This is a genomic window from Dactylosporangium sucinum (assembly GCF_014647515.1).
GTDB lineage: Bacteria > Actinomycetota > Actinomycetes > Mycobacteriales > Micromonosporaceae > Dactylosporangium > Dactylosporangium sucinum.
Genome location: NZ_BMPI01000005.1, coordinates 248,710 through 267,298 on the forward strand (window position 1 = coordinate 248,710; position 18,589 = coordinate 267,298).

The 18,589-nt window shown below is 71.2% G+C and carries 17 protein-coding genes and 2 pseudogenes; 13 read left to right on the plus strand and 6 right to left on the minus strand.

Going from position 1 to position 18,589, the window contains the following annotated elements; translation table 11 throughout:
- Together IEZ31_RS06920 and IEZ31_RS06925 are read right to left on the minus strand one after the other, a co-directional pair.
- Positions 1-359 (minus strand): dihydrodipicolinate synthase family protein (locus IEZ31_RS06920; RefSeq protein ID WP_190248891.1); only part of this gene is annotated, 359 nt, incomplete at its 3' end.
- Positions 356-1,486 carry a mandelate racemase/muconate lactonizing enzyme family protein gene (locus IEZ31_RS06925; protein WP_190248892.1) on the minus strand — a complete coding sequence of 377 codons (1,131 nt, stop codon included), beginning with the start codon at positions 1,484-1,486 and terminating at the stop codon, positions 356-358. The genes IEZ31_RS06920 and IEZ31_RS06925, both read right to left, overlap by 4 nt.
- 86 nt (positions 1,487-1,572) lie before the next feature.
- Here IEZ31_RS06925 and IEZ31_RS06930 point away from each other — a divergent pair, with 86 nt between their 5' ends.
- The 10 genes from IEZ31_RS06930 (at position 1,573) to IEZ31_RS06975 (ending at position 11,361) form a co-directional block, all read left to right on the plus strand.
- Complete coding sequence (locus IEZ31_RS06930) at positions 1,573-2,379, plus strand: IclR family transcriptional regulator (protein ID WP_190248893.1); 807 nt, start codon at positions 1,573-1,575, stop codon at positions 2,377-2,379.
- 83 nt (positions 2,380-2,462) lie between these two features.
- Complete coding sequence (locus IEZ31_RS06935; RefSeq protein WP_190248894.1) at positions 2,463-3,140, plus strand: GntR family transcriptional regulator; 678 nt, start codon at positions 2,463-2,465, stop codon at positions 3,138-3,140.
- A 9-nt stretch (positions 3,141-3,149) separates the two neighbouring features.
- Positions 3,150-4,031 carry a carbohydrate ABC transporter permease gene (locus tag IEZ31_RS06940; protein ID WP_190248895.1) on the plus strand — a complete coding sequence of 294 codons (882 nt, stop codon included), beginning with the start codon at positions 3,150-3,152 and terminating at the stop codon, positions 4,029-4,031.
- Positions 4,028-4,918: a carbohydrate ABC transporter permease gene (locus IEZ31_RS06945; RefSeq protein ID WP_190248896.1), complete on the plus strand. Its 891-nt coding sequence runs from the start codon at positions 4,028-4,030 to the stop codon at positions 4,916-4,918. Before IEZ31_RS06940 ends, IEZ31_RS06945 begins: the two co-directional genes overlap by 4 nt.
- Positions 4,919-4,947: 29 nt before the next feature.
- Entirely contained in the window at positions 4,948-6,234 is a 1,287-nt protein-coding gene (locus tag IEZ31_RS06950; RefSeq protein WP_229834353.1) for an ABC transporter substrate-binding protein, read from the plus strand.
- A gap of 8 nt (positions 6,235-6,242) precedes the next feature.
- Positions 6,243-7,397 carry a mandelate racemase/muconate lactonizing enzyme family protein gene (locus IEZ31_RS06955; protein ID WP_190248897.1) on the plus strand — a complete coding sequence of 385 codons (1,155 nt, stop codon included), beginning with the start codon at positions 6,243-6,245 and terminating at the stop codon, positions 7,395-7,397.
- Positions 7,390-8,127, plus strand: a complete 738-nt coding sequence (locus tag IEZ31_RS06960) for an SDR family NAD(P)-dependent oxidoreductase (RefSeq protein WP_190248898.1) — start codon at positions 7,390-7,392, stop codon at positions 8,125-8,127. Before IEZ31_RS06955 ends, IEZ31_RS06960 begins: the two co-directional genes overlap by 8 nt.
- On the plus strand, positions 8,128-9,558 hold the full coding sequence (locus tag IEZ31_RS06965; protein ID WP_190248899.1) for a glycoside hydrolase: 1,431 nt from the start codon (positions 8,128-8,130) through the stop codon (positions 9,556-9,558).
- Positions 9,555-10,142, plus strand: coding sequence for a bifunctional 4-hydroxy-2-oxoglutarate aldolase/2-dehydro-3-deoxy-phosphogluconate aldolase (locus tag IEZ31_RS06970; protein WP_190248900.1), 588 nt, complete (start codon positions 9,555-9,557; stop codon positions 10,140-10,142). Before IEZ31_RS06965 ends, IEZ31_RS06970 begins: the two co-directional genes overlap by 4 nt.
- A 61-nt stretch (positions 10,143-10,203) precedes the next feature.
- Complete coding sequence (locus IEZ31_RS06975) at positions 10,204-11,361, plus strand: glycoside hydrolase family 16 protein (RefSeq protein WP_190248901.1); 1,158 nt, start codon at positions 10,204-10,206, stop codon at positions 11,359-11,361.
- A 98-nt stretch (positions 11,362-11,459) separates the two neighbouring features.
- On the opposite strand, the gene IEZ31_RS06980 is transcribed toward IEZ31_RS06975, so the two are convergent.
- Together IEZ31_RS06980 and IEZ31_RS06985 are read right to left on the minus strand one after the other, a co-directional pair.
- Positions 11,460-12,956, minus strand: a complete 1,497-nt coding sequence (locus tag IEZ31_RS06980) for an MFS transporter (RefSeq protein WP_190248902.1) — start codon at positions 12,954-12,956, stop codon at positions 11,460-11,462.
- Positions 12,957-13,042: 86 nt separating this feature from the next.
- The gene (locus tag IEZ31_RS06985) at positions 13,043-13,618 is read right to left on the minus strand and encodes a TetR/AcrR family transcriptional regulator (RefSeq protein ID WP_190248903.1); all 576 of its coding nucleotides are present in this window, start codon (positions 13,616-13,618) and stop codon (positions 13,043-13,045) included.
- A gap of 249 nt (positions 13,619-13,867) precedes the next feature.
- Here IEZ31_RS06985 and IEZ31_RS59995 point away from each other — a divergent pair.
- From IEZ31_RS59995 to IEZ31_RS06995, 3 genes and pseudogenes are all read left to right on the plus strand, one after another.
- A pseudogene (locus IEZ31_RS59995) lies at positions 13,868-14,488 on the plus strand (cellulose binding domain-containing protein); the annotation flags it as partial.
- A 3-nt stretch (positions 14,489-14,491) separates the two neighbouring features.
- Positions 14,492-16,111 (plus strand): glycoside hydrolase family 6 protein, encoded by a 1,620-nt coding sequence (locus tag IEZ31_RS56145; RefSeq protein ID WP_444542468.1) that lies wholly within the window; start codon positions 14,492-14,494, stop codon positions 16,109-16,111.
- A gap of 65 nt (positions 16,112-16,176) precedes the next feature.
- Positions 16,177-17,040, plus strand: a complete 864-nt coding sequence (locus IEZ31_RS06995) for an SCO6745 family protein (protein ID WP_190248905.1) — start codon at positions 16,177-16,179, stop codon at positions 17,038-17,040.
- Here the strand turns inward: IEZ31_RS06995 and IEZ31_RS07000 are convergent.
- The gene (locus IEZ31_RS07000) at positions 17,012-17,296 is read right to left on the minus strand and encodes a GNAT family N-acetyltransferase (RefSeq protein WP_190248906.1); all 285 of its coding nucleotides are present in this window, start codon (positions 17,294-17,296) and stop codon (positions 17,012-17,014) included. The genes IEZ31_RS06995 and IEZ31_RS07000 overlap by 29 nt on opposite strands.
- Positions 17,297-18,194, minus strand: a pseudogene (locus tag IEZ31_RS07005) (pirin family protein). It abuts the gene before it with no gap.
- Positions 18,195-18,589 lie beyond the last annotated feature (395 nt).

Genomic DNA, 18,589 nt, shown 5'->3' on the forward strand with positions numbered 1-18,589 from the left:
ATCTGGGCCGGCGACGGCTTCACCATGAACGGCGGGATGACCATGCCGACGCTCGCGCCCGCCGCCTGCGCGGCGAGCGACTGGTCCACCGCGTCGCCGGTGCCGGTCGCCGAGACGCCGGCGACGATCGGCAGGTCGGGGCCGGCCTCGGCGCACACCACGCCGAGGATGGCGGCGCGCTCGGCGGCGGTGAGCGTGAAACCCTCGCTCGCGAAGCCGAACACCGCGAGGCCGTCCGCGCCGGACGCGACCGAGAACGCCACCAGCCGCCGCAGGCTCTCCAGGTCGAGCGAACCGTCGGGGTGGAACGGGGTGGCGAGCACGGGGATCAGCCCGCGCACGTCGGTGGAGCGGCTCACAGGTCCTCCAGCAGGACATCGACGCCGAGGCCCGGCGCCGTCGGGACGGGGAACGAGCCCGGGCCGCCGGGGAGCGGCCGGGCCAGGATGCGGTTGGCGACCGGGAACGGGCCCGGCTGGAACTCGAAGGCGGGCATGGCCTCGACGGCGGCGGCCACGTGCAGGCCCGCGGCGAGCACGACGCCGAGGCCGACCGAGTGGTGCGGGGCGACCGGCACGTGGTGGGCGGCGGCGACCTCGGCGATCGCCATCGCCTCGGTGATGCCGGTCCGGCCGACGTCGGGCTGGGCCAGGTCGAGCGCGCGGGCCTGCAGCCAGTGCCGGAACTCGTAGCGGTTGCGCAGCGTCTCGCCGACCGCGACCGGGGTGACGAGCGCGGCGGCCAGCTCGCGGTGGCCCTCGACGTCCTCCGGCACCAGCGGCGCCTCGTAGAACCAGGCGCCGCGCTCGTCGAGCGCCCGGCCGAGGCGCAGGGCGTCGGCCAGGTCGTACGCCCAGTGGGCGTCGACGGCGACCCGGATGCCCGTGGCGGCGACCGCGTCGTAGGTCGCGAGGTCCTGCGCGACGCCGTGCCCGAGGTGGAGCTTCACCGCACTTGCACCCTGTGCAAGCCAGTTGCGCGCGAGTGCGGCCCGTTCGGCGTCGGTCGGCACCGGCAGGCCGGAGACGTACGTCGGCACCGACTCCCGGAACGCGCCCCCGAGCAGGGCGTGGACCGGCAGGCCGGCCGCCTTGCCGGCCAGGTCCCACAGCGCGATGTCGACCGCGGCCAGCGCGTCGGCCTGGTGCCCGACCAGGTGGCCGCGCTCCCGCATGAGCCCGGTGAGCCGTGACCAGAGCGGCCGGACCCCGCGCGGGTCGGCGCCCAGCAGGACCGGGGCGAGCAGCCGGTCGACGACCGCCTGGGCGATCTCCGGGCCGACCGGGGCCAGGCACTCGCCCCAGCCGACGGTGCCGTCGTCGCAGGCCAGCCGCACGATCAGGGTCTCGAAGCGGTCGGAGTAGAGGCTGCGCCAGGGTGGCCGCACGTAGTAGTCGGCCTCGACGGGGGCCCGCGTGGCCGCGCCCAGGTAGACGTCGTCGCCGCGCAGCTTCAGCGGGTGGGTGCTGACATCAACGATCTTCACAAGGTGACCTCCGCTGGGCGGTTGACCGCTTGCAACATGCGGGATATCTTGCCGTATCACGCAAGCAACTTCCAGAGAGGGTTCCGATGGCTTCGGATGCCGGAAGCAACCAGAGCGTCGAGCGGGCGCTGACGGTCCTGCGGGTGTTCACCGCCGGCCGCGCCGAGCTGCGCGTGTCCGACGTCGCGAAGCTCGCCGACCTCGGACTCTCCACCGCGTCGCGGCTGCTGGCAACCCTCGAGGCCGCGGGCTTCGTGGACCGCGACCCGGTGAGCGGGCTCTACCGGCTGGGGCTCGACACGGTGAGCCTCGGCGGCGCGGTCCTCAACAGCCACCCGGTGCACCGCGAGGCCCGCCAGATCGCCCAGAACCTGGCGGCCGAGCTCGGGCTCGGCGTCAACGTCGCGGTCCGCCGCGACGCCAGCCTGTTCTACCTGCTCAACTTCGAGGGCCGGCAGGCGCCGCGGGCGTTCGTGCTGGCCGGCCAGCGCAATCCGCTGCACGCCACCGGCCTGGGCAAGTCGCTGCTCACCGGCCTGACCGCGGCCGAGCGGCGGGCCCTGCTGCCGGCCGACCGGCTGGTCTCCTACACCCCGCGGACCATCACCACCCACGCCGACCTCGACGCCGAGATCGAGCGGACGGTGACCCGCGGCTACGGCTGCGAGCTGGAGGAGCTGGCGCTCGGCCGGGCCTGCGTGGCCGCCCCGATCCGCGACTCCTCGGGCGGCGTGGTCGCCGCGCTGTCGGTCTCCGGCCCGCTCTCCGCAATCGACTTGCAGAGAAGGGAAGCCGAGCTGTCGCGGGCGGTCATCGAGGCCTGCGACTCGATCAGCATCGGGCTCGGCTACGTCGGCCCGGCCCACCACGTGCCCATGGAGCAGGTCAGATGACGGCTTGCCGAACCGGCCACCCAAGTGGCACACTCCTTCGCACACGGTCGATAGTATACGATCGCCGAAGCGGAGGGACCCACATGGCGCTCGCGGGCTTCCAGACCAAGGCCGACCTCGTCTACGAGCGGCTCCGGGACGCCATCCTCAGCGGGGAGCTGCGCCCGGGCGAGCGGGTGAACATCGACGCGCTCTCCCGCGAGCTCGGCATCAGCAAGATCCCGCTGCGCGAGGCCGTGCAGCGGCTGACCAGCCAGGGCCTCGTCGTGCAGCCCAACCCGCACGCGGGCGCGCAGGTCGCCCCGCTGTCGCTGCGCGAGATGCGCGGCGTCTACCTCGCCCGCGGCGCCCTGGAGGGCCTCGCCGCCCGCGTGGCCGCCACGAGCGTCAGCGACGCCGAGCTGGCCGACCTGCAGGAGCTGCACGAGCAGATGCGGCAGCGGTTCACCACCGGCGACCACCGCGAGCTCTCCGCGCTCAACCGGCGCTTCCACGCCGGCATCGCCGACGCCACGCACTACGCGACGCTGCGCGAGCTCACCGACCTGACCCTGCTGCGCGTGCAGCACTACCGCGTCGGCGTCCGCGTCGAGCCGGCCTGGGGCCAGGTCATCACCGAGCACTCCGCCATCCTCGACGCGCTGCGCCGCCGCGACGCCGACCGCGCCGAGCGCGCCGCCCGCGACCACGTCGAGTGGCAGCTGGGCGTCGAGCTGCGCGCGACGCTCGACCCTTCCCTCATCGACCTGGACGACGACTGAGGTGCGCACATGAACAAAGGTCTCAGCGACCGCACGTTCGGCTTCCTGCTGACGCTCCCGGCCCTGGCGCTGCTCGGCGCGGTGGTGCTTTACCCGCTCGTCGGCGCCCTGTCGACCAGCCTCTTCCGGCAGAGCCTGGTCCTGCCCGGCCGCTCGTTCGTCGGCCTCGACAACTTCACGGCGGTGCTCGACCGCAACTTCTGGCCGGTCCTGCAGCACACGGTGGTCTTCACCGTCGGCTCGACGGTGGTGCCGGTCGTCGTCGGCTTCGCGCTCGCGCTGGCCCTCAACACGAAGCTCCGCGGCCGGGCGGTCCTGCGCGGCCTGTTCCTGATGCCCTGGGTGATCCCCGGCGTGGTCGTCTCGTTCGTCTGGCTGTGGATCTTCAACGCCAACTACGGCCTGCTCAACGGCCTGCTCGTCCAGCTGCACATCGTCGCCGAGCCGATCACCTGGCTCGGCGACCCGACGACCGCGATGGCCGCGATCATCGTGGCCAAGAGCTGGGCCAGCTTCCCGTGGATCATGGTGATGCTGCTGGCCGGGCTCCAGACGGTGCCGGCGACGCTGCACGAGGCCGCCGCGCTGGACGGCGCGGGCGCGGTCAAGCGGTTCTGGCACGTCACGCTGCCGCACCTGCGCGGGATCCTCGGCATCGTCGTGCTGCTGGAGGTCATCTGGAACGTCCAGCACTTCGACATGATCTACGTGCTCACCAACGGCGGCCCGGCCGGCTCGACGACCACGTTCGCGGTGGCCGTCTACGACACGGCCTTCAAGGCGTTCGACCTGGGCAACGCGAGCGCCCTCGGCGCGCTGTGGCTGGTCCTGATCCTCGTCCTGGTCGTGGTCTACGTCCGGGTGTCGGAGCGAGGGGAGAAGACGGCATGACCGTGCAGGAGCTCGCCCGGCCCTCGACCGTGCCGGCCGGCTCGCCGGCCCCCACGCGCAAGCCGCGCCGCCCGCGGACCCTGGGTGCCGCGACGGTCGTCGCCATCATCGGGATCTTCGCCTTCGGGCCGGTCTACTGGGTGCTCGTCACCGCGCTGACCCCGACGCACGACGTGTTCCGGTTCCCGCCCCACTTCATCCCCGACCGGATCACGTTCGAGCACTTCGGCAGCATCTTCGAGAACCCCCGCCTGTTGCGGTACCTCGTGAACTCGCTCGTCGTCTCGCTCATCACCGCCGTGCTCACCGTCATCGTGAGCGCGTACACCGGCTACTCGTTCGCGAAGTTCCGCTACCGCGGCCGCCGCTCCCTGATGTACCTCGTGCTCGCCTCGCAGATGTTCCCGCAGGCGCTGCTGCTCATCACGCTCTACCTGGTCTTCAGCCAGGTCGGCCTGCTCAACTCGTACCTCGCGCTGATCCTGTCCTTCACCACGTTCACGCTGCCGCTGTGCGTCTGGATGCTCAAGGGCTTCTTCGATACGATCCCCGACGAGCTCATCGAGGCGGCCAAGGTGGACGGTGCCGGGCAGGGCGCCATCATCCACCGCATCCTGCTCCCGGTCTCGCTGCCGGGCCTGGTCGCGACCGGGCTGTTCGCCTTCATCCGCGGCTGGAACGACTTCATCTTCGCCCTGACCCTCGCCGGCCCGGACAAGCAGACGCTGCCGCCCGGGCTCGTCAACACCTACCTCGGTGAGTTCGAGACGGCCTGGCCCGAGCTCATGGCCGCGTCGCTGGTCGTGTCGCTGCCCGTCGTCATCGGCTTCACCGTCCTGCAGCGCTACCTGGTCGCCGGCCTCACCGCCGGCGCCGTGAAGGGCTGAACACCCCCGCCTTTGGTTTGGAGCCCCCAATGAACGTGCGTTTGACCCGCCGATCTGCGCTGGGCCTGTTCGGCCTCAGCACCCTCGCCGCGTGCGCCCCGTCCACCAGCGCCCCGACCCCCGCCGGCACCGAAGGCCTCAAGGACGACGGGGTCAAGGAGTTCCCGCTGACCTCGTGGTCGTACAACGAGGCGGTCACCAAGCAGCCGATGACCGACGCCATCGCGAAGTACACATCGGCCAACGCCGGCGTCAAGATCACCACACCGTCGTACCCGTACAACGACTACCTCAACCAGCTGCTCCTCCAGGTGCAGGGCGGCCAGCTCACCGGCGCCGTCCAGCTCGACGTCGCCTGGCTGGCCACCCTCGCCGCCACCGGCAAGCTCCTCGACCTCAAGAGCGTCGCCACCGGCCTGGACTACGCGCCGGCCGCGCTCTCGCTCGGCCAGTCCGGCGGCGCGCAGTACGGCCTGCCCTGGACGTTCGCCGGCATCGGCCTCATCAGCAACCAGGAGCTGCTGACCAGGGCCGGCGTGACCGCGGCACCGAAGACGGTCGCCGAGTTCGAGGCGGCGCTCACGGCGGTCAAGGGCCTCGGCGGCGGGGTCGTCCCGTGGGCCGGCATGACCAAGGTCGACCAGCTCAAGGACATCATCCCGTGGATGTGGGAGTTCGGCTCCCCGATCGTGCAGGACGGCAGGATCGTCATCGGCGACGACGGCAGCGTCGAGGCCCTCACCTGGTACAAGAAGCTCTACGACCAGAAGCTCATCGCCCCCGACGTCAACCGGGTCGACGCCCGCGCGCTCATGTCCCAGGGCAAGACCGCCTTCTACGAGGACGCGATCGGCGGCAAGGCGACGGTCACCAAGTCCTCGCCAGACAAGGACCTCGGCGCGAAGATGGTCCCGGTCGCCCGCCCGGTGAAGAACGCCGGCGACAAGCCGCGGCACCTCGCCTGGGGCCAGGTCATCGCGGTCGTGAACGGCGCCGGCGCGGCCGCCGCGGCGAACTTCGCCAAGACCGTCACCACCGACCGGGCGTACACGATCGACTGGTTCACCAAGACCGGGCTGCCGCCGACCACCAACGCCGGCCTCGCCGACTCCGCGGTGAAGAACGACAAGTTCGCCACCGACTTCACCGCGCAGATCGGCGCCAACTCCAGCGCCAGCCCGTTCTGGATCTACCCGCAGTTCTCCCAGATGGAGAAGGTGCTGGCCGAGGAGGTCCAGTCGATCCTCATCGGCAAGAAGACGCCGAAGGACGCGCTGAACTCCGCCCGCGACCGGATGAACGCGCTGATCAAGTAAGGGATCAAGTGAAGCTCACGATCGCCTCCGTCGAAGCCGTCGCGCTCGCGGCCCCGTTCGAGCGAATGTACGACGAGGTGCCGGACTGGCTCCTCACCCCGGCGTCCAGCCATCGCGTGCTGCCGCGCCTGGGGCAGTACACCACCCTCGTGCGGATCCGGACGGTCGACGGCCTGGAGGGCGTCGGCGAGGCCTACGGCCTGCCCGAGCCGCGGGTGACCGCGACCATCGTGGGCCACCTGCTCGCGCCGATGCTGGTCGGGCGGGACGCCGGCGCGTCGGAGGCGTTGTGGGAGCTCATGTTCGGCGCGCAGGCGGGCGCCGGGCGCACCGGCGGGTTCTACCTGGAGGCGATCAGCGGGGTCGACCTCGCGCTGTGGGACCTGCGCGGCAAGGCCGCCGGGCTGCCGGTCCACCGGCTGCTCGGCGGCCCGGTCCGCTCCTCGGTGCCGGTCTACGCCTCGCCGGTGCCGTTCCTGCCCACGGTCGAGGAGTCGGCCGAGCGGGCGCTGGCCTTCGTCGGCGACGGATTCCGGGCGGTGAAGCTCAAGCTCGGCCGCGGCGAGGCGACCGACCTCGCGCACGCCGCCGCGGTGGCCGACGCCCTCGCGGGCCGCGCCGCCCTGCACGTCGACCTCAACTGCGCGTACGACGTGAAGACCGCGATCCGCCTCGGCCACGCGCTGGAGGCCCTCGGCGTGCGCTGGCTCGAGGAGCCCCTCGCCACCGACGACGTCGCCGGGCTCGCCGAGGTCCGCGCGGCCGTGCGGATCCCGGTGGTCACCGGCGAGAGCGAGTTCATCCGGTACCGCTACCGCGACTTCCTGCTGGCCCGCGCGGCCGACGTCGTCATGCCGAACCTGGCCCGCGCCGGCGGCATCACCGAGGCCCGCCGGATCGCGGCGCTGTGCTCCGCGTTCCACGTCGACGTCTCGCCGCACGGCGTCGGCTCCGCCGTCGGCCTGGCCGCGGCGCTGCAGTTCGCGGCGGCCACCCCCAACGTGCCCGTCTACGAGTACAACCGGCTGCCCAACCCGCTGCGCGACGACCTGGCGCCCCGTCCGTCCCTCGTGGACGGTGCGCTCGTCGTGCCCGAGGAGCCGGGCCTCGGCATCACGCTCGACGAGGACCTGATCGCCCACTACGAGGTGTTCCGTGCCTGACCTCGCGGTGGTGACGGGCGCGGCGGGCGGCATCGGCTCGGCCGTCGCCGCCCGCCTGCGCGGTGACGGCTTCTCGGTGGTGGGCGTCGACCGGGCGGAGGCGGACCTGACCGACGAGGCCGCGGTCGCCGCGGTCTTCGGCGCCCTCGGCCCCGTCGCCGCCCTGGTCCACTGCGCCGGCGTCACGGCCGGCGCACCCGCCCATGCAGCTTCGCTGGAGGACTGGCGCGCGGTCCTCGACAGCAACCTCACGTCCGCGTTCCTCTGCGCGCGGGCGGTGCTGCCCGGCATGCTGCGGGAGGGCCGTGGCGTCATCGTGACCATCGGCTCCGTCCACGGGCATGCGTTTCAGCCCGGCTACCCCGCCTACGCCGCGGCCAAGGCCGGCCTGGCCGCGTTCACCCGCCAACTCGCCGTCGAATACGGCCGTCGCGGCGTCCGCGCCGTAACGATCAGCCCCGGCTGGGTCCGCACCCCCGACACCCTGACCCGCGCGACCGACCCGGACGACCTGGCTCGCCTGGCCGAGACCCAGCGCACCGGCGAGCCCGCGGACGTCGCGGCCGCCGTTGCGTTCGCTGTCTCGCCCGCGGCCGCCCTGCTCACCGGCACCGAGATCGTCCTGGACGGCGGCGCCTCCGCCGTCCAGCCCGCGGCCCTGCTCCGACCCGGGCCGCGCGCCCGCCTCGGCCTCCCGCCGCTCACGGAGGCCCGACCAGAGGAGTCCTAGATGCCCCTCACCCGCCGAACCGCGCTCGCCGCCACCGCCGCCACCGCACTGGCCGGCGTGACCGCCCGCCCCGCCTTCGCGGCGGCCGCCGCCGACTACGTCATCCGCCACGACCAGCCCCGGCAGACGATCCTCGGCCTCGGCGTCGAGATCCAGTCCGACTCGATCGGCTCCGGCAACAACGGCCTCCCGGCCGCCACCACGTCCGTCCCGCACGACCTCGTCGCCGCCGAGCGGACCCGGATGTACCGTGACCTCTTGAAGATCCGCGAGGACCGCGGCTTCCGCTATCTCCGCCTCGCGCTCGGCCTCTACCTGCGCGGCCTCGACAGCGCCCAGAAGCAGATCGTGGGCCGCTGGCCGACCCAGCTCGCCGAGCTGGCCGAGCTGATCGCGCAGTCCGGCATCGAGGGCGTCTCGGCCGAGTACTGGTCGCCGGCCCCCGGCTGGAAGTCCAACGGCAGCTACATCGGCGGCACGATCGCCTCCACCGACCCCGGCTGGCTCGACCAGTTCGGCGACGCGATCGTGCGCGACCTGGTGCACCTGCGCGACAACGGGGTGCCGGTGACGATGTTCAGCCTCCAGAACGAGCCGAGCATCGGCGGCGTCGCGTACTCCTGCTGCACGTACAGCAACGACCAGTACTACAAGGCCTTCAAGGCGATCGCGCCGAAGGTCCGCGCCGAGTTCCCCGGCATCTTCATCCACGCCGACGCCGAGAACGGCCAGCGCGGCCGTGGCGGCGCCCTCATCCGCGGCGACGCCGCCGCGCTGTCCCAGGTGGACGGCTGGTCGTTCCACCGGATCGGCAGCGACAGCAACGACCAGCTGCAGAACAACTACACCAGCGACGCGGCCGGCAAGCCGGTGTTCAGCAACGAGTTCGAGTACCAGGTGCCGACCAGCGACTGGAAGATGGTGAACACCGCCCAGTCGATCATGAACTGGATGACGTTCCAGAACTCGCCGACCTGGTTCTGGCTGCATGCGCTCAAGCCGACCTACAACTCGGAGGCGTCGGGCTACTCGCTCGGCTTCTGGCGTCCGTACGACGATGACGACTTCACGAAGTACCCGAACATCGCCAAGGGTCACTGGGACTACAACCCGCGCAACTTCAACGGCATCTACGGGTTCGTGCGGTACCTCCCGTGGAACTCGGTGCGCTACCACGTCGACGAGGGCACGGTCCGGACCGAGCAGCGGATCATGGCCTGGAAGACCCCGCAGGGCAAGCTCGTCTTCGCGTTCACCAACCGGAGCACGTCCACGGTGACGTACACCGTGGACACCGGCTCCACCCGCGCGTTCCAGGGCCAGCAGTTCACGCCCACGGCCCGCAACACCAACCTGACCGACAAGGCCGGCCCGGTGCTCAGCCTCACGCTGCCGCCGACGTCGGTCCAGTTCTGGATCGAGCGACTGTGACCTCTTTCGACGACCTGCTGTCCGGCCGGCCCCTCGTGGCGATCCTGCGCGGCGTTCCCGTCGCGCGCGCCCTGGAGCTGGCCCGGGCGGTGTGGGACAGCGGCCTCGGCGTCGTCGAGGTGCCCGTCCAGACGGCTGAGGCGGTCGAGGTGCTGCGCGAGCTGGCCGGCCACGGCCACCCCGTCGGCGCCGGCACCGTGCGCACGCCCGAGCAGGTCACGGTCGCGGCCGAGGCGGGGGCGGTGTTCACCGTCGCGCCCGGGTTCGCCGCCGAGGTGGCCCGGGCCAGCCACGACGCCGGCCTGCCGCACCTGCCGGGCGTGGCCACGGCGACCGACGTCCACCACGCGCTGACGGCCGGCTGCGCCTGGCTCAAGGCGTTCCCGGCCGGCTCGCTCGGCCCCGGCTGGCTGCGCGAGATGCGCGGCCCGTTCCCGGAGGCGCGGTTCGTGGCCACGGGCGGGGTCGGCGCGCACAACGCCCGCGCCTACCTCGACGCGGGCGCGGCCGCGCTCGGCGTCGGCGGCGCCGTCACCCGCCCCGGCGGCCTGGCCGAGCTGCTGGAGGTGCTGCGCGATGGATGACCTTCGACGTCCTGTACCTGGTCGACCTCACCAACCTTCGCCTGTCCTACGGGAGGAACTGATGCGCCGCCTCGCTGTTCTGCTCCTGGTAGCCGCCGGCCTGGTCGCCGCGCCGGCCGCCCCCGCCGCGGCCGACCCGGCGGGCACCGGCTGGACGCCGGTCTTCACGGACGACTTCAACGGCTCCACATTGGACACGTCACGCTGGAACTACCGCACCGACAGCAAGGCCTACAGCACCCAACGCCCCGAGAACGTCTCGGTGAGCGGCGGAACGCTGAACATCGCGCTGAAGAAGGAGTCGTACGGCGGGAAGTCCTACACGGGCGGCGGCGTCGTGTCGAAACAGTCCCTGCGCTACGGCTACTACGAAACCCGAGCCCGCCTGAACGACGGGGCGGGCTGGCACAGCTCGTTCTGGATCATGTCCGGCGACGGCTCGACAACGTTCCCGGCGTCCCAGCGCACCGAGATCGACGGCTTCGAGATCGACTCGATCAGCCCGACGAGAATCCACCACGGCGTCCTGACCTGGAAGGGCAACGGCGTCTCAGCGGGCAGGTCCTACGGCACCACGTACACCAGCTCGACCATCGACTCGCGCGCCTGGCACGTGTACGGCCTGGACTGGCAGGAGACGTCGGTACGGTTCTACGTGGACGGCACGTTGATGTACACGGCCCCGTACGTCCCGACGGACTGGACCCACGACTACACGAACATCTGGCTGACCAGCATCGCCTACGGCACGGTCCCCGACGACACGAAGCTCCCGGCCACGGTCCAGTTCGACTACGTGAAGTACTGGCAGAAGGACTACTACGTCGACAACGACGGCCCAGCGGCCTACGGCTACGCCGAGTCGGGCACCTGGCTGGACTCGACCCTGACGGGTTGGACGGTGGCGAGCCCGACCCGCTACGCAACCTGCGGCGGGCCGGGCAACACGGCAACGTGGCGCCCGAACCTGCGCGCGGCGGGAACCTACCAGGTCTACTACTACCGGGTGGCGGCGACGAACAGCGACCCCCAGGCGACGCTGGCGGTGACGCATTCGGCGGGCACCACGACAACGGTGGTCAACGGCACCACAACACCGTCGGCGTGGGTCAGCCTGGGCACGTACGCATTCACGCAAGGCACCGCGGGCGCGGTGCGGCTGACCAGCTCCGGCACCGGCTGTGCCAGGGCCGACGCCGTGAAGTTCATCAGGGTGTGAAGCTTCCCCGACCCGGTGCATGATCGCGGACGTTTCCGTGTCGAATACGACCCGCAAAAGTCCGCGATCATGCTCGGCCGGCGTGCACCGTCAGACGGTCAGTGGACGATGACCGGAGCGTTCTCCTGGGTCGAGGCGTCCGACTTCGTGTTGCGGATCATCACGACCACGACCAGGGCGGCCACGGCCAGCAGGATGGCGCTCGCCGTGAAGGCCACGTTGTAGCCGTGGATGGCCGCCTGCGCCTGCTGGAGCGGGGCCGCGCCGTGGTCGGTCAGGTAGCCCGTCACGGCCGTCGTGAAGATGGTGTTCAGCAGGGCCGTGCCCAGGGAGCCGCCGACCTGCTGGGTCGTGTTGACCATCGCGCTGGCCACGCCCGCGTCGTGGTTGGCGATGCCCGACAGGGCCACGCTGCTCAGCGGGACGAACACCAGGCCCATGCCGAAGCTCATCGCGACGAACGACGGCAGGATGTGCACCGCATACGACGAGTCGAGGTCCAGCTGCGTCAGCCACACCATCGAGGCCGTGGCCAGCAGGGCACCGGTCGCCATCAGCACCTTCGGGCCGACCCGCGGCAGCAGCCGCGAGGCCACGATCGCCGCGGCCACGATGCCGCCGGAGAACGGCAGGTAGGCGACGCCGCTCTTCAGGGCCGAGTAGCCCATCGTCTGCTGCAGGTAGAACGTCATGAACAGGAACATGCCGAGCATGCCGGCGCCGAGCAGGATCGAGACCAGATACGACGCGCCGCGGTTGCGGTCGAACAGCACGCGCAGCGGCAGCAGCGGGTGCTTGGTCCGCGACTCCCAGAACAGGAACGCGCCGAGCAGCGCGACCGCGCCGGCCAGCCAGCCGATCGTCACGCCCGAGCTCCAGCCGTCGGTGGCGGCCTTCGTGAAGCCATACACCAGGGCGACCTGCCCCGCCGTGGCCAGGATCGCGCCGGGAACGTCGTAGCGGGTGTCGCCCGACGCCTTGCTCTCCTTCACGACCGGCAGCGCCGCCAGGAAGGCGATGATCGCGACCGGGATGTTCACCAGCAGGCACCAGCGCCAGTTCGCATACTCGGTCAGCAGACCGCCGGCGAGCAGGCCGATCGCGGCGCCACCGCCGGAGATGCCGCCGAAGACGCCGAACGCCTTCGCCCGCTCCTTGGCCTCGGTGAACGTGACCGTGATGAGCGACAGCGCGGCCGGCGCGAGCAGCGCGCCGAAGAGGCCCTGCAGCGCGCGGGCGGCGTAGAGCGTCTCCGCGTTGACCGCCGCGCCGCCGAGCGCCGAGGCCGCGGCGAAGCCGAGCAGGCCGACGAGGAAGGTCCGCCGGCGCCCGAAGAAGTCGGCGATCCGACCACCGAACAGCAGGAACCCGCCGAAGGTGAGCGTGTAGGCCGTGACGATCCACTGCCGGTCGGCGGTGGAGATGTCGAGCGCCTGCTGCGCCGAGGGCAGCGCGATGTTCACGATCGTCGCGTCGAGCACGACCATGAGCTGCGCGATCGCGATGACTCCGAGCGCCAGCCAGCGACGTGGATCAGGCGGAACCGATGAGGATTTAACCGATATGTCCGGCGAGAGGACAGTCTCGTTCGACATGCTTGAAGCCTCCGAAAAGCCAGGAAGTACCCACCCGCGCCCGCACTCTACGGACGAGGTACGACAGAAATGAGCGAACGAACCGGTCAGCAACCCTGCCGCAGCACGGGCAGCAGCACCCCGTCGACGAGACGCGTAGCGAACTCCTCGTCCATGGAGCCGGTTTGCCACAGCCGCCGGCTCATCACCATGGCGTGCAACACCTCGTGCAACAGCTCGGACCGGCTGCCCTCGGGCAGCTCACCCCGCTCGACCGCACGCTTGATCATCGTTTCGTAGAGCTCATGCTTCGTCTCGTAGACGCAGCGGTGCATGACCTGTGACAGCTCCGCGTTGTGCGTGGCCGCCGTCAGCAGGCCCGTGAGCACGGCCCCGTCCGCCCCGTCCGCCAGCCGGCACGCCGTGGAGACCAGGGCGTGCAGGTCGCCGCGCAGCGTCCCGGTGTCCGGCGGCTCCATCGACCCGCCATACCGGTGCTCGATCGCGTCCATGACCAGCTCCGGCTTGTTGGGCCAGCCCCGGTAGATGGTCGCCTTGCTCGCGCGGGCCCGCGCGGCCACGGCGTCCATCGACATCCGGTCATACCCGACCTCGCCGAGCAGCTCGAACACCGCCTCGCAGATCGCGACGCGGCGGTCCTGCTTCGGCGCGGTGGCGACCATCGGACCCCCCTCGGGGAAGGTGTACGGAACCGTTCCGTCTCGAAACCTAGCTCGCGATCCGAGCGGTACGAAACGGTTCCGTACACCACTTGTGTGAGCGACGCCACACCGTAAGTTTCACGTGCCCTGACCGCACCTTACGAGGTGAGAGGCCTGCCGGGGACGGCATTCGTTGACGCTGCACCGCGCCGCTGCGCAGGGTGACCGGGCCAGAACGCCCGAACTCCCGTCGATTTGAGGAGCACATCGATGAGGCGGAAACTCGCCATCGTCTCGATCGCCGCGTTAGCGGCAACAGGCGGCGCCATTGCCGTCACAAGTCCGGCGTTCGCCGCCGCCGGATGCAGCGCGAAGTACACGATCAGCAGCTCGTGGCCCGGCGGCTTCGGCGCGAACGTCGAGTTCACCAACCTGGGTGACCCGCTGACCAGCTGGACGCTCGGCTGGGACTTCGGCGACGCCGGCCAGAAGATCCAGCAGATGTGGCAGGCCGTCCCGACGCAGACCGGCACCCACGTCGACGCCAGGAACGAGAGCTACAACGGCACCGTGCCCACCGGCGGCAAGGTGCAGTTCGGCTTCAACGGGGCGTGGGGCGCCGGCAACCCGGTGCCGACGGCCTTCAAGCTCAACGGCGTCGCCTGCGACGGCGGCACCTCGCCGACCAACCAGGCCCCGACGGTCAGCGTGACCAGCCCCGCGGCGAACGCCTCGTTCACCGCGCCGGCCACCGTCAACATCGCGGCCAACGCGGCCGACGCCGACGGCACGATCACCAAGGTCGAGTTCTACCAGGGCACCACCCTGCTGGGCACCGACACGAGCGCGCCGTACTCGTACTCGTGGACCGGCGTCGCGGCGGGCAGCTACAGCATCACCGCCCGCGCGTACGACAACGGCGGCCTCACCACGAGCAGCAGCATCGTCCCGATCACGGTCACCAACGGCGGCGGGAACGGCGCGCCCACGGTGACGCTGACCGGCCCGACGAACGGCTCGTCCTACGCCGCCCCGGCGACGGTGAACCTCACCGCGACCGCGTCGGACAGCGACGGCACCGTCACGAAGGTCGACTTCTACAACGGCAGCACGCTGCTGGGCACCGACACGACGGCGCCCTACGCATACACGTGGTCGAACGTCGCGGCCGGCAGCTACACGCTGACCGCCCGGGCGACCGACAACTCCGGCAACACGACGACGAGCGCCGCGGCGGCCATCACGGTCACGGGCGGCGGCACGACCCCCGGCCACGTCGACAACCCGTACGCGGGCGCCCGCGGCTACGTCAACGACGAATGGGCTGCGAAGGCCAGCGCCGAGGGCGGCGCCGCCGTCGCCGGCGTCTCGACCGGCGTGTGGATCGACCGGATCGCCGCGATCGCGGGCTCCGGCAGCGCCAAGGGCGTGCGGGCGCACCTCGACGCCGCGCTCACCCAGGCGGCGGCCGGCAGCGGCCCGCTGACGATCCAGTTCGTGGTCTACAACCTGCCGAACCGCGACTGCTCGGCGCTCGCGTCGAACGGTGAGCTCAAGATCGCGCAGGACGGCCTCAACCGCTACAAGACCGAGTACATCGACCCGATCGCCGCGATCCTGAGCGACCCGAAGTACGCCAGCCTGCGCATCGTGACGATCATCGAGATCGACTCGCTGCCGAACCTGGTGACCAACCTGAACGTCGCGGCCTGCCAGGAGGCCCAGTCGACGGGCGCCTACGTCCAGGGCGTCCAGTATGCGCTGAACAAGCTGCACGCGATCGGCAACGTGTACACCTACATCGACGCCGGCCACCACGGCTGGCTGGGCTGGGACACCAACTTCAACCCGTCGGCGGAGCTCTTCGCGTCCACCGTCCGGGGCACCACGGCCGGCTTCGCCAGCGTCGACGGCTTCATCACCAACACGGCCAACTACTCGGCGCTGTCCGAGCCGTACTTCACCGTCAACACCACGGTGAACGGCCAGTCGGTGCGGCAGTCGAAGTGGGTGGACTGGAACTTCTACGTCGACGAGCTGACGTTCGCGCAGGCCTTCCGCAACAAGCTGGTCTCGCTCGGCTTCAACTCGAACATCGGCATGCTGATCGACACGTCCCGCAACGGCTGGGGCGGCTCCGCCCGGCCCACCGCCGCGAGCACGTCGACCGACGTGAACACGTTCGTGAACCAGTCCCGCGTCGACCGGCGCATCCACGCCGGCAACTGGTGCAACCAGAGCGGCGCCGGCCTGGGCGAGCGGCCGCGGGCGACCCCGCAGCCGGGCATCGACGCCTACGTCTGGATCAAGCCTCCGGGCGAATCCGACGGCTCCAGCTCGCTGATCCCGAACAACGAGGGCAAGGGCTTCGACCGGATGTGCGACCCGACGTACACCGGCAACGAGCGCAACGGCAACAGCGCGACCGGCGCGCTGCCCAACGCGCCGATCTCCGGGCAGTGGTTCGGCGCTCAGTTCCGTGAGCTGATGGCGAACGCGTACCCGGGGCTCTAACAAGTTCCTCACAAGGCGGGGGCTCCAGGTGTACTCCTGGAGCCCCCGCTCCTATCGTCAGGTCCATGACGGATCTGTCACCCGAGCGCCGCATGTGGTCGCTGTTCGAACCCGTGCACGCCGTCACCTACTTCGCGAACGACGCGCTCGGCGCCTTCGAGGAGGCGGGCCTGCGCGGGTTCTGGCGGGGCTACTTCGCCGGACGGTCCGCCCCGCTCGGCCCGGTCGGCGCCGGCCCGGTCATCGCCGCCTACTACGGGTTCGCCCCGCGCATGGTCGCCCGGGCGCTGCCCGACGTCTGGACCCGCATCACCCCCGAGGCCGCCCTGGAGGCCCGCCGGGTCGGCTCGCGCCGCACGCTCGACAAGGCACTCGACGGTCTTGACGTGGGTGAGGCGGCGACCCTCCTGCGCCGCGCCGCCGAGTCGGTCGACGTCACCGGCCGCGTGCTCGGCGCCGCCAACGCCGCGCTGCCCTGGCCCGAGGACCCGCTCGACGTGCTGTGGCACGCGGCGACGATCCTGCGCGAGCACCGCGGCGACGGGCACGTCGCGGCCCTGCTCGTCGAGGGCGTCGGCGGCTGCGAGTCGAACGTCTGGCGGGTCGCCCTGCGCGACGGCGACGGGCGCGACTTCTACCAGCCGGCCCGGGGCTGGACCGACGAGGAGTGGGACGCGGCCCTCGACCGGCTGCGGTCGCGCGGCTGGGCCGACGGGGACGGCAAGGCGACCGCGGCGGCGCACCAGGGGTACACCCGGATCGAAACGATCACCGATCGGCTGGCCGCCGGCCCGTGGGAGGCGCTCGGTCCCGACGCCACCAACCGGTGCGCCGAACTGCTGTATCCGATCGCGGTCCGGGCGTCGCGGCTGCTGCGCCACCCGAACCCGATCGGCCTGCCTAGTTTGCCAACTCCGGGTGCTTCTTGAGGTACGCGACGATGAACGGGCACTGGGCGACGATCTTCAGCCCGGCATCGTTCGCGAGGGTGAGGGCGCCGGCCGCGAGCTTGCTGCCGATGCCCTTGCCCTCGAACTCCTTCTCCACCTCGGTGTGGGTGAAGACGACCCGCGTCGGCGCGCCCTCCTCCGGGTGCAGCCGGTAGTAGGCCGCACCCGCCAGGGCGCCGTCGACGTGGATCTCATAGCGGTGCTGGTCGGCGTTGTCGACGACGTTGAAGTCCACTCAGGACGCCTCTCCCCGCACGTCAGCGTGCGCCGCGGGGATGCTGCCGAGCCGGCCGGCCTGGTAGTCCTCGAACGCCTGCATGACCTCGGCCTTGGTGTTCATGACGAACGGACCATACGCCACGACCGGCTCGCGGATCGGCTGACCGCCGAGGAACAGCACGTCCATCGTCGGGTGCCGCGGGTCCTGCTTCGCGTCGGCGGTGACGGTGATCGAGTCGCCATCGCCGAACACGGCCAGCTGGCCCAGCTCGACCGGCCGCCCCTTGGTGCCCACGGTGCCGCTGCCGGCCAGCGTGTACGCCAGCGCGTTGAAGTCCTTCCGCCACGGCAGCGTCAGCGACGCGCCGGGTGAGATCGTCGCGTGGATCAGGGTGATCGGCGTGTAGGTGACGCCGGGCCCGGCGTGCCCGTCGAGCTCGCCGGCGATGACCCGCAGGAGCGACCCGCCGTCCGGCGACGTGAGGAGTGCCACCTGCCCGCCCCGGATGTCCTGGTACCGCGGAGCGGCGAACTTGTTGTCGCGCGGGAGGTTCACCCACAGCTGGAAGCCGTGGAACAGCCCGCCGCTGACGACGAGGTGCTCCGGCGGCGTCTCGATGTGGAGGATCCCGCTGCCGGCGGTCATCCACTGCGTGTCACCGTTGGTGATCACGCCACCGCCGCCGTTGGAGTCCTGGTGCACGAACTCGCCGTCGATGATGTACGTGGTGGATGAAGGGGTCGAGCGCGCGGAGGTCGACCCCGGCGAACGCGCGCCGCACGGGGAACCCTTCGCCTTCGTACCCCTTGGGCGCCGTCGTCACGGACACGACCGGCCGCGGCCGCGCGACGGTCGGGTCGGGCGCGCCGACGCGGGGCAGCGCAAGAACGTTCTCGACGGTGATCGCGGGCATGTGACGCCTCCGGATGGTTGAGCGGTGCTGTTGACGCCTACTGCAACGGTACTTGCGCAGCAAGTATTCCGCAAGTCAACAACTCTTCCTCGGGCCCGCCGGTCGCCCCGCCCCGCCGCCGTCGCCCCCGCACCTCTCGAACCCGCCGCCCCTGACGCGACCTCGGACCCCGCACCTCTCACCCCCGCCGCCCCCGCCCCCGCCCTTGAGCCCGCGGCTCTCAAGCCCGCCGCCTCCGACGCTCCCCTCGAACCTGCACCTCTCAAACCTGCACCTCTCAAACCCGCACCTGTCAAACCCGCCGCCCCCGACGTCGACCTCGAACCTGCGCCTCTCGAACCTGCGCCTCTCGAACCTGCGCCTCTCGAACCTGCGCCTCTCGAACCTGCGCCTCT

Bases quoted from the DNA above. Each gene is read 5' to 3' on its own strand.
- IEZ31_RS06930 (WP_190248893.1), top strand. From the start codon at position 1,573: ATGGCTTCGGATGCCGGAAGCAACCAGAGCGTCGAGCGGGCGCTGACG.
- IEZ31_RS06995 (WP_190248905.1), top strand. From the start codon at position 16,177: ATGACGGATCTGTCACCCGAGCGCCGCATGTGGTCGCTGTTCGAACCC.
- IEZ31_RS06945 (WP_190248896.1), top strand. From the start codon at position 4,028: ATGACCGTGCAGGAGCTCGCCCGGCCCTCGACCGTGCCGGCCGGCTCG.
- IEZ31_RS06940 (WP_190248895.1), top strand. From the start codon at position 3,150: ATGAACAAAGGTCTCAGCGACCGCACGTTCGGCTTCCTGCTGACGCTC.
- IEZ31_RS06975 (WP_190248901.1), top strand. From the start codon at position 10,204: ATGCGCCGCCTCGCTGTTCTGCTCCTGGTAGCCGCCGGCCTGGTCGCC.
- IEZ31_RS06965 (WP_190248899.1), top strand. From the start codon at position 8,128: ATGCCCCTCACCCGCCGAACCGCGCTCGCCGCCACCGCCGCCACCGCA.
- IEZ31_RS06950 (WP_229834353.1), top strand. From the start codon at position 4,948: ATGAACGTGCGTTTGACCCGCCGATCTGCGCTGGGCCTGTTCGGCCTC.
- IEZ31_RS06985 (WP_190248903.1), bottom strand. From the start codon at position 13,618: ATGGTCGCCACCGCGCCGAAGCAGGACCGCCGCGTCGCGATCTGCGAG.
- IEZ31_RS06935 (WP_190248894.1), top strand. From the start codon at position 2,463: ATGGCGCTCGCGGGCTTCCAGACCAAGGCCGACCTCGTCTACGAGCGG.
- IEZ31_RS06980 (WP_190248902.1), bottom strand. From the start codon at position 12,956: ATGTCGAACGAGACTGTCCTCTCGCCGGACATATCGGTTAAATCCTCA.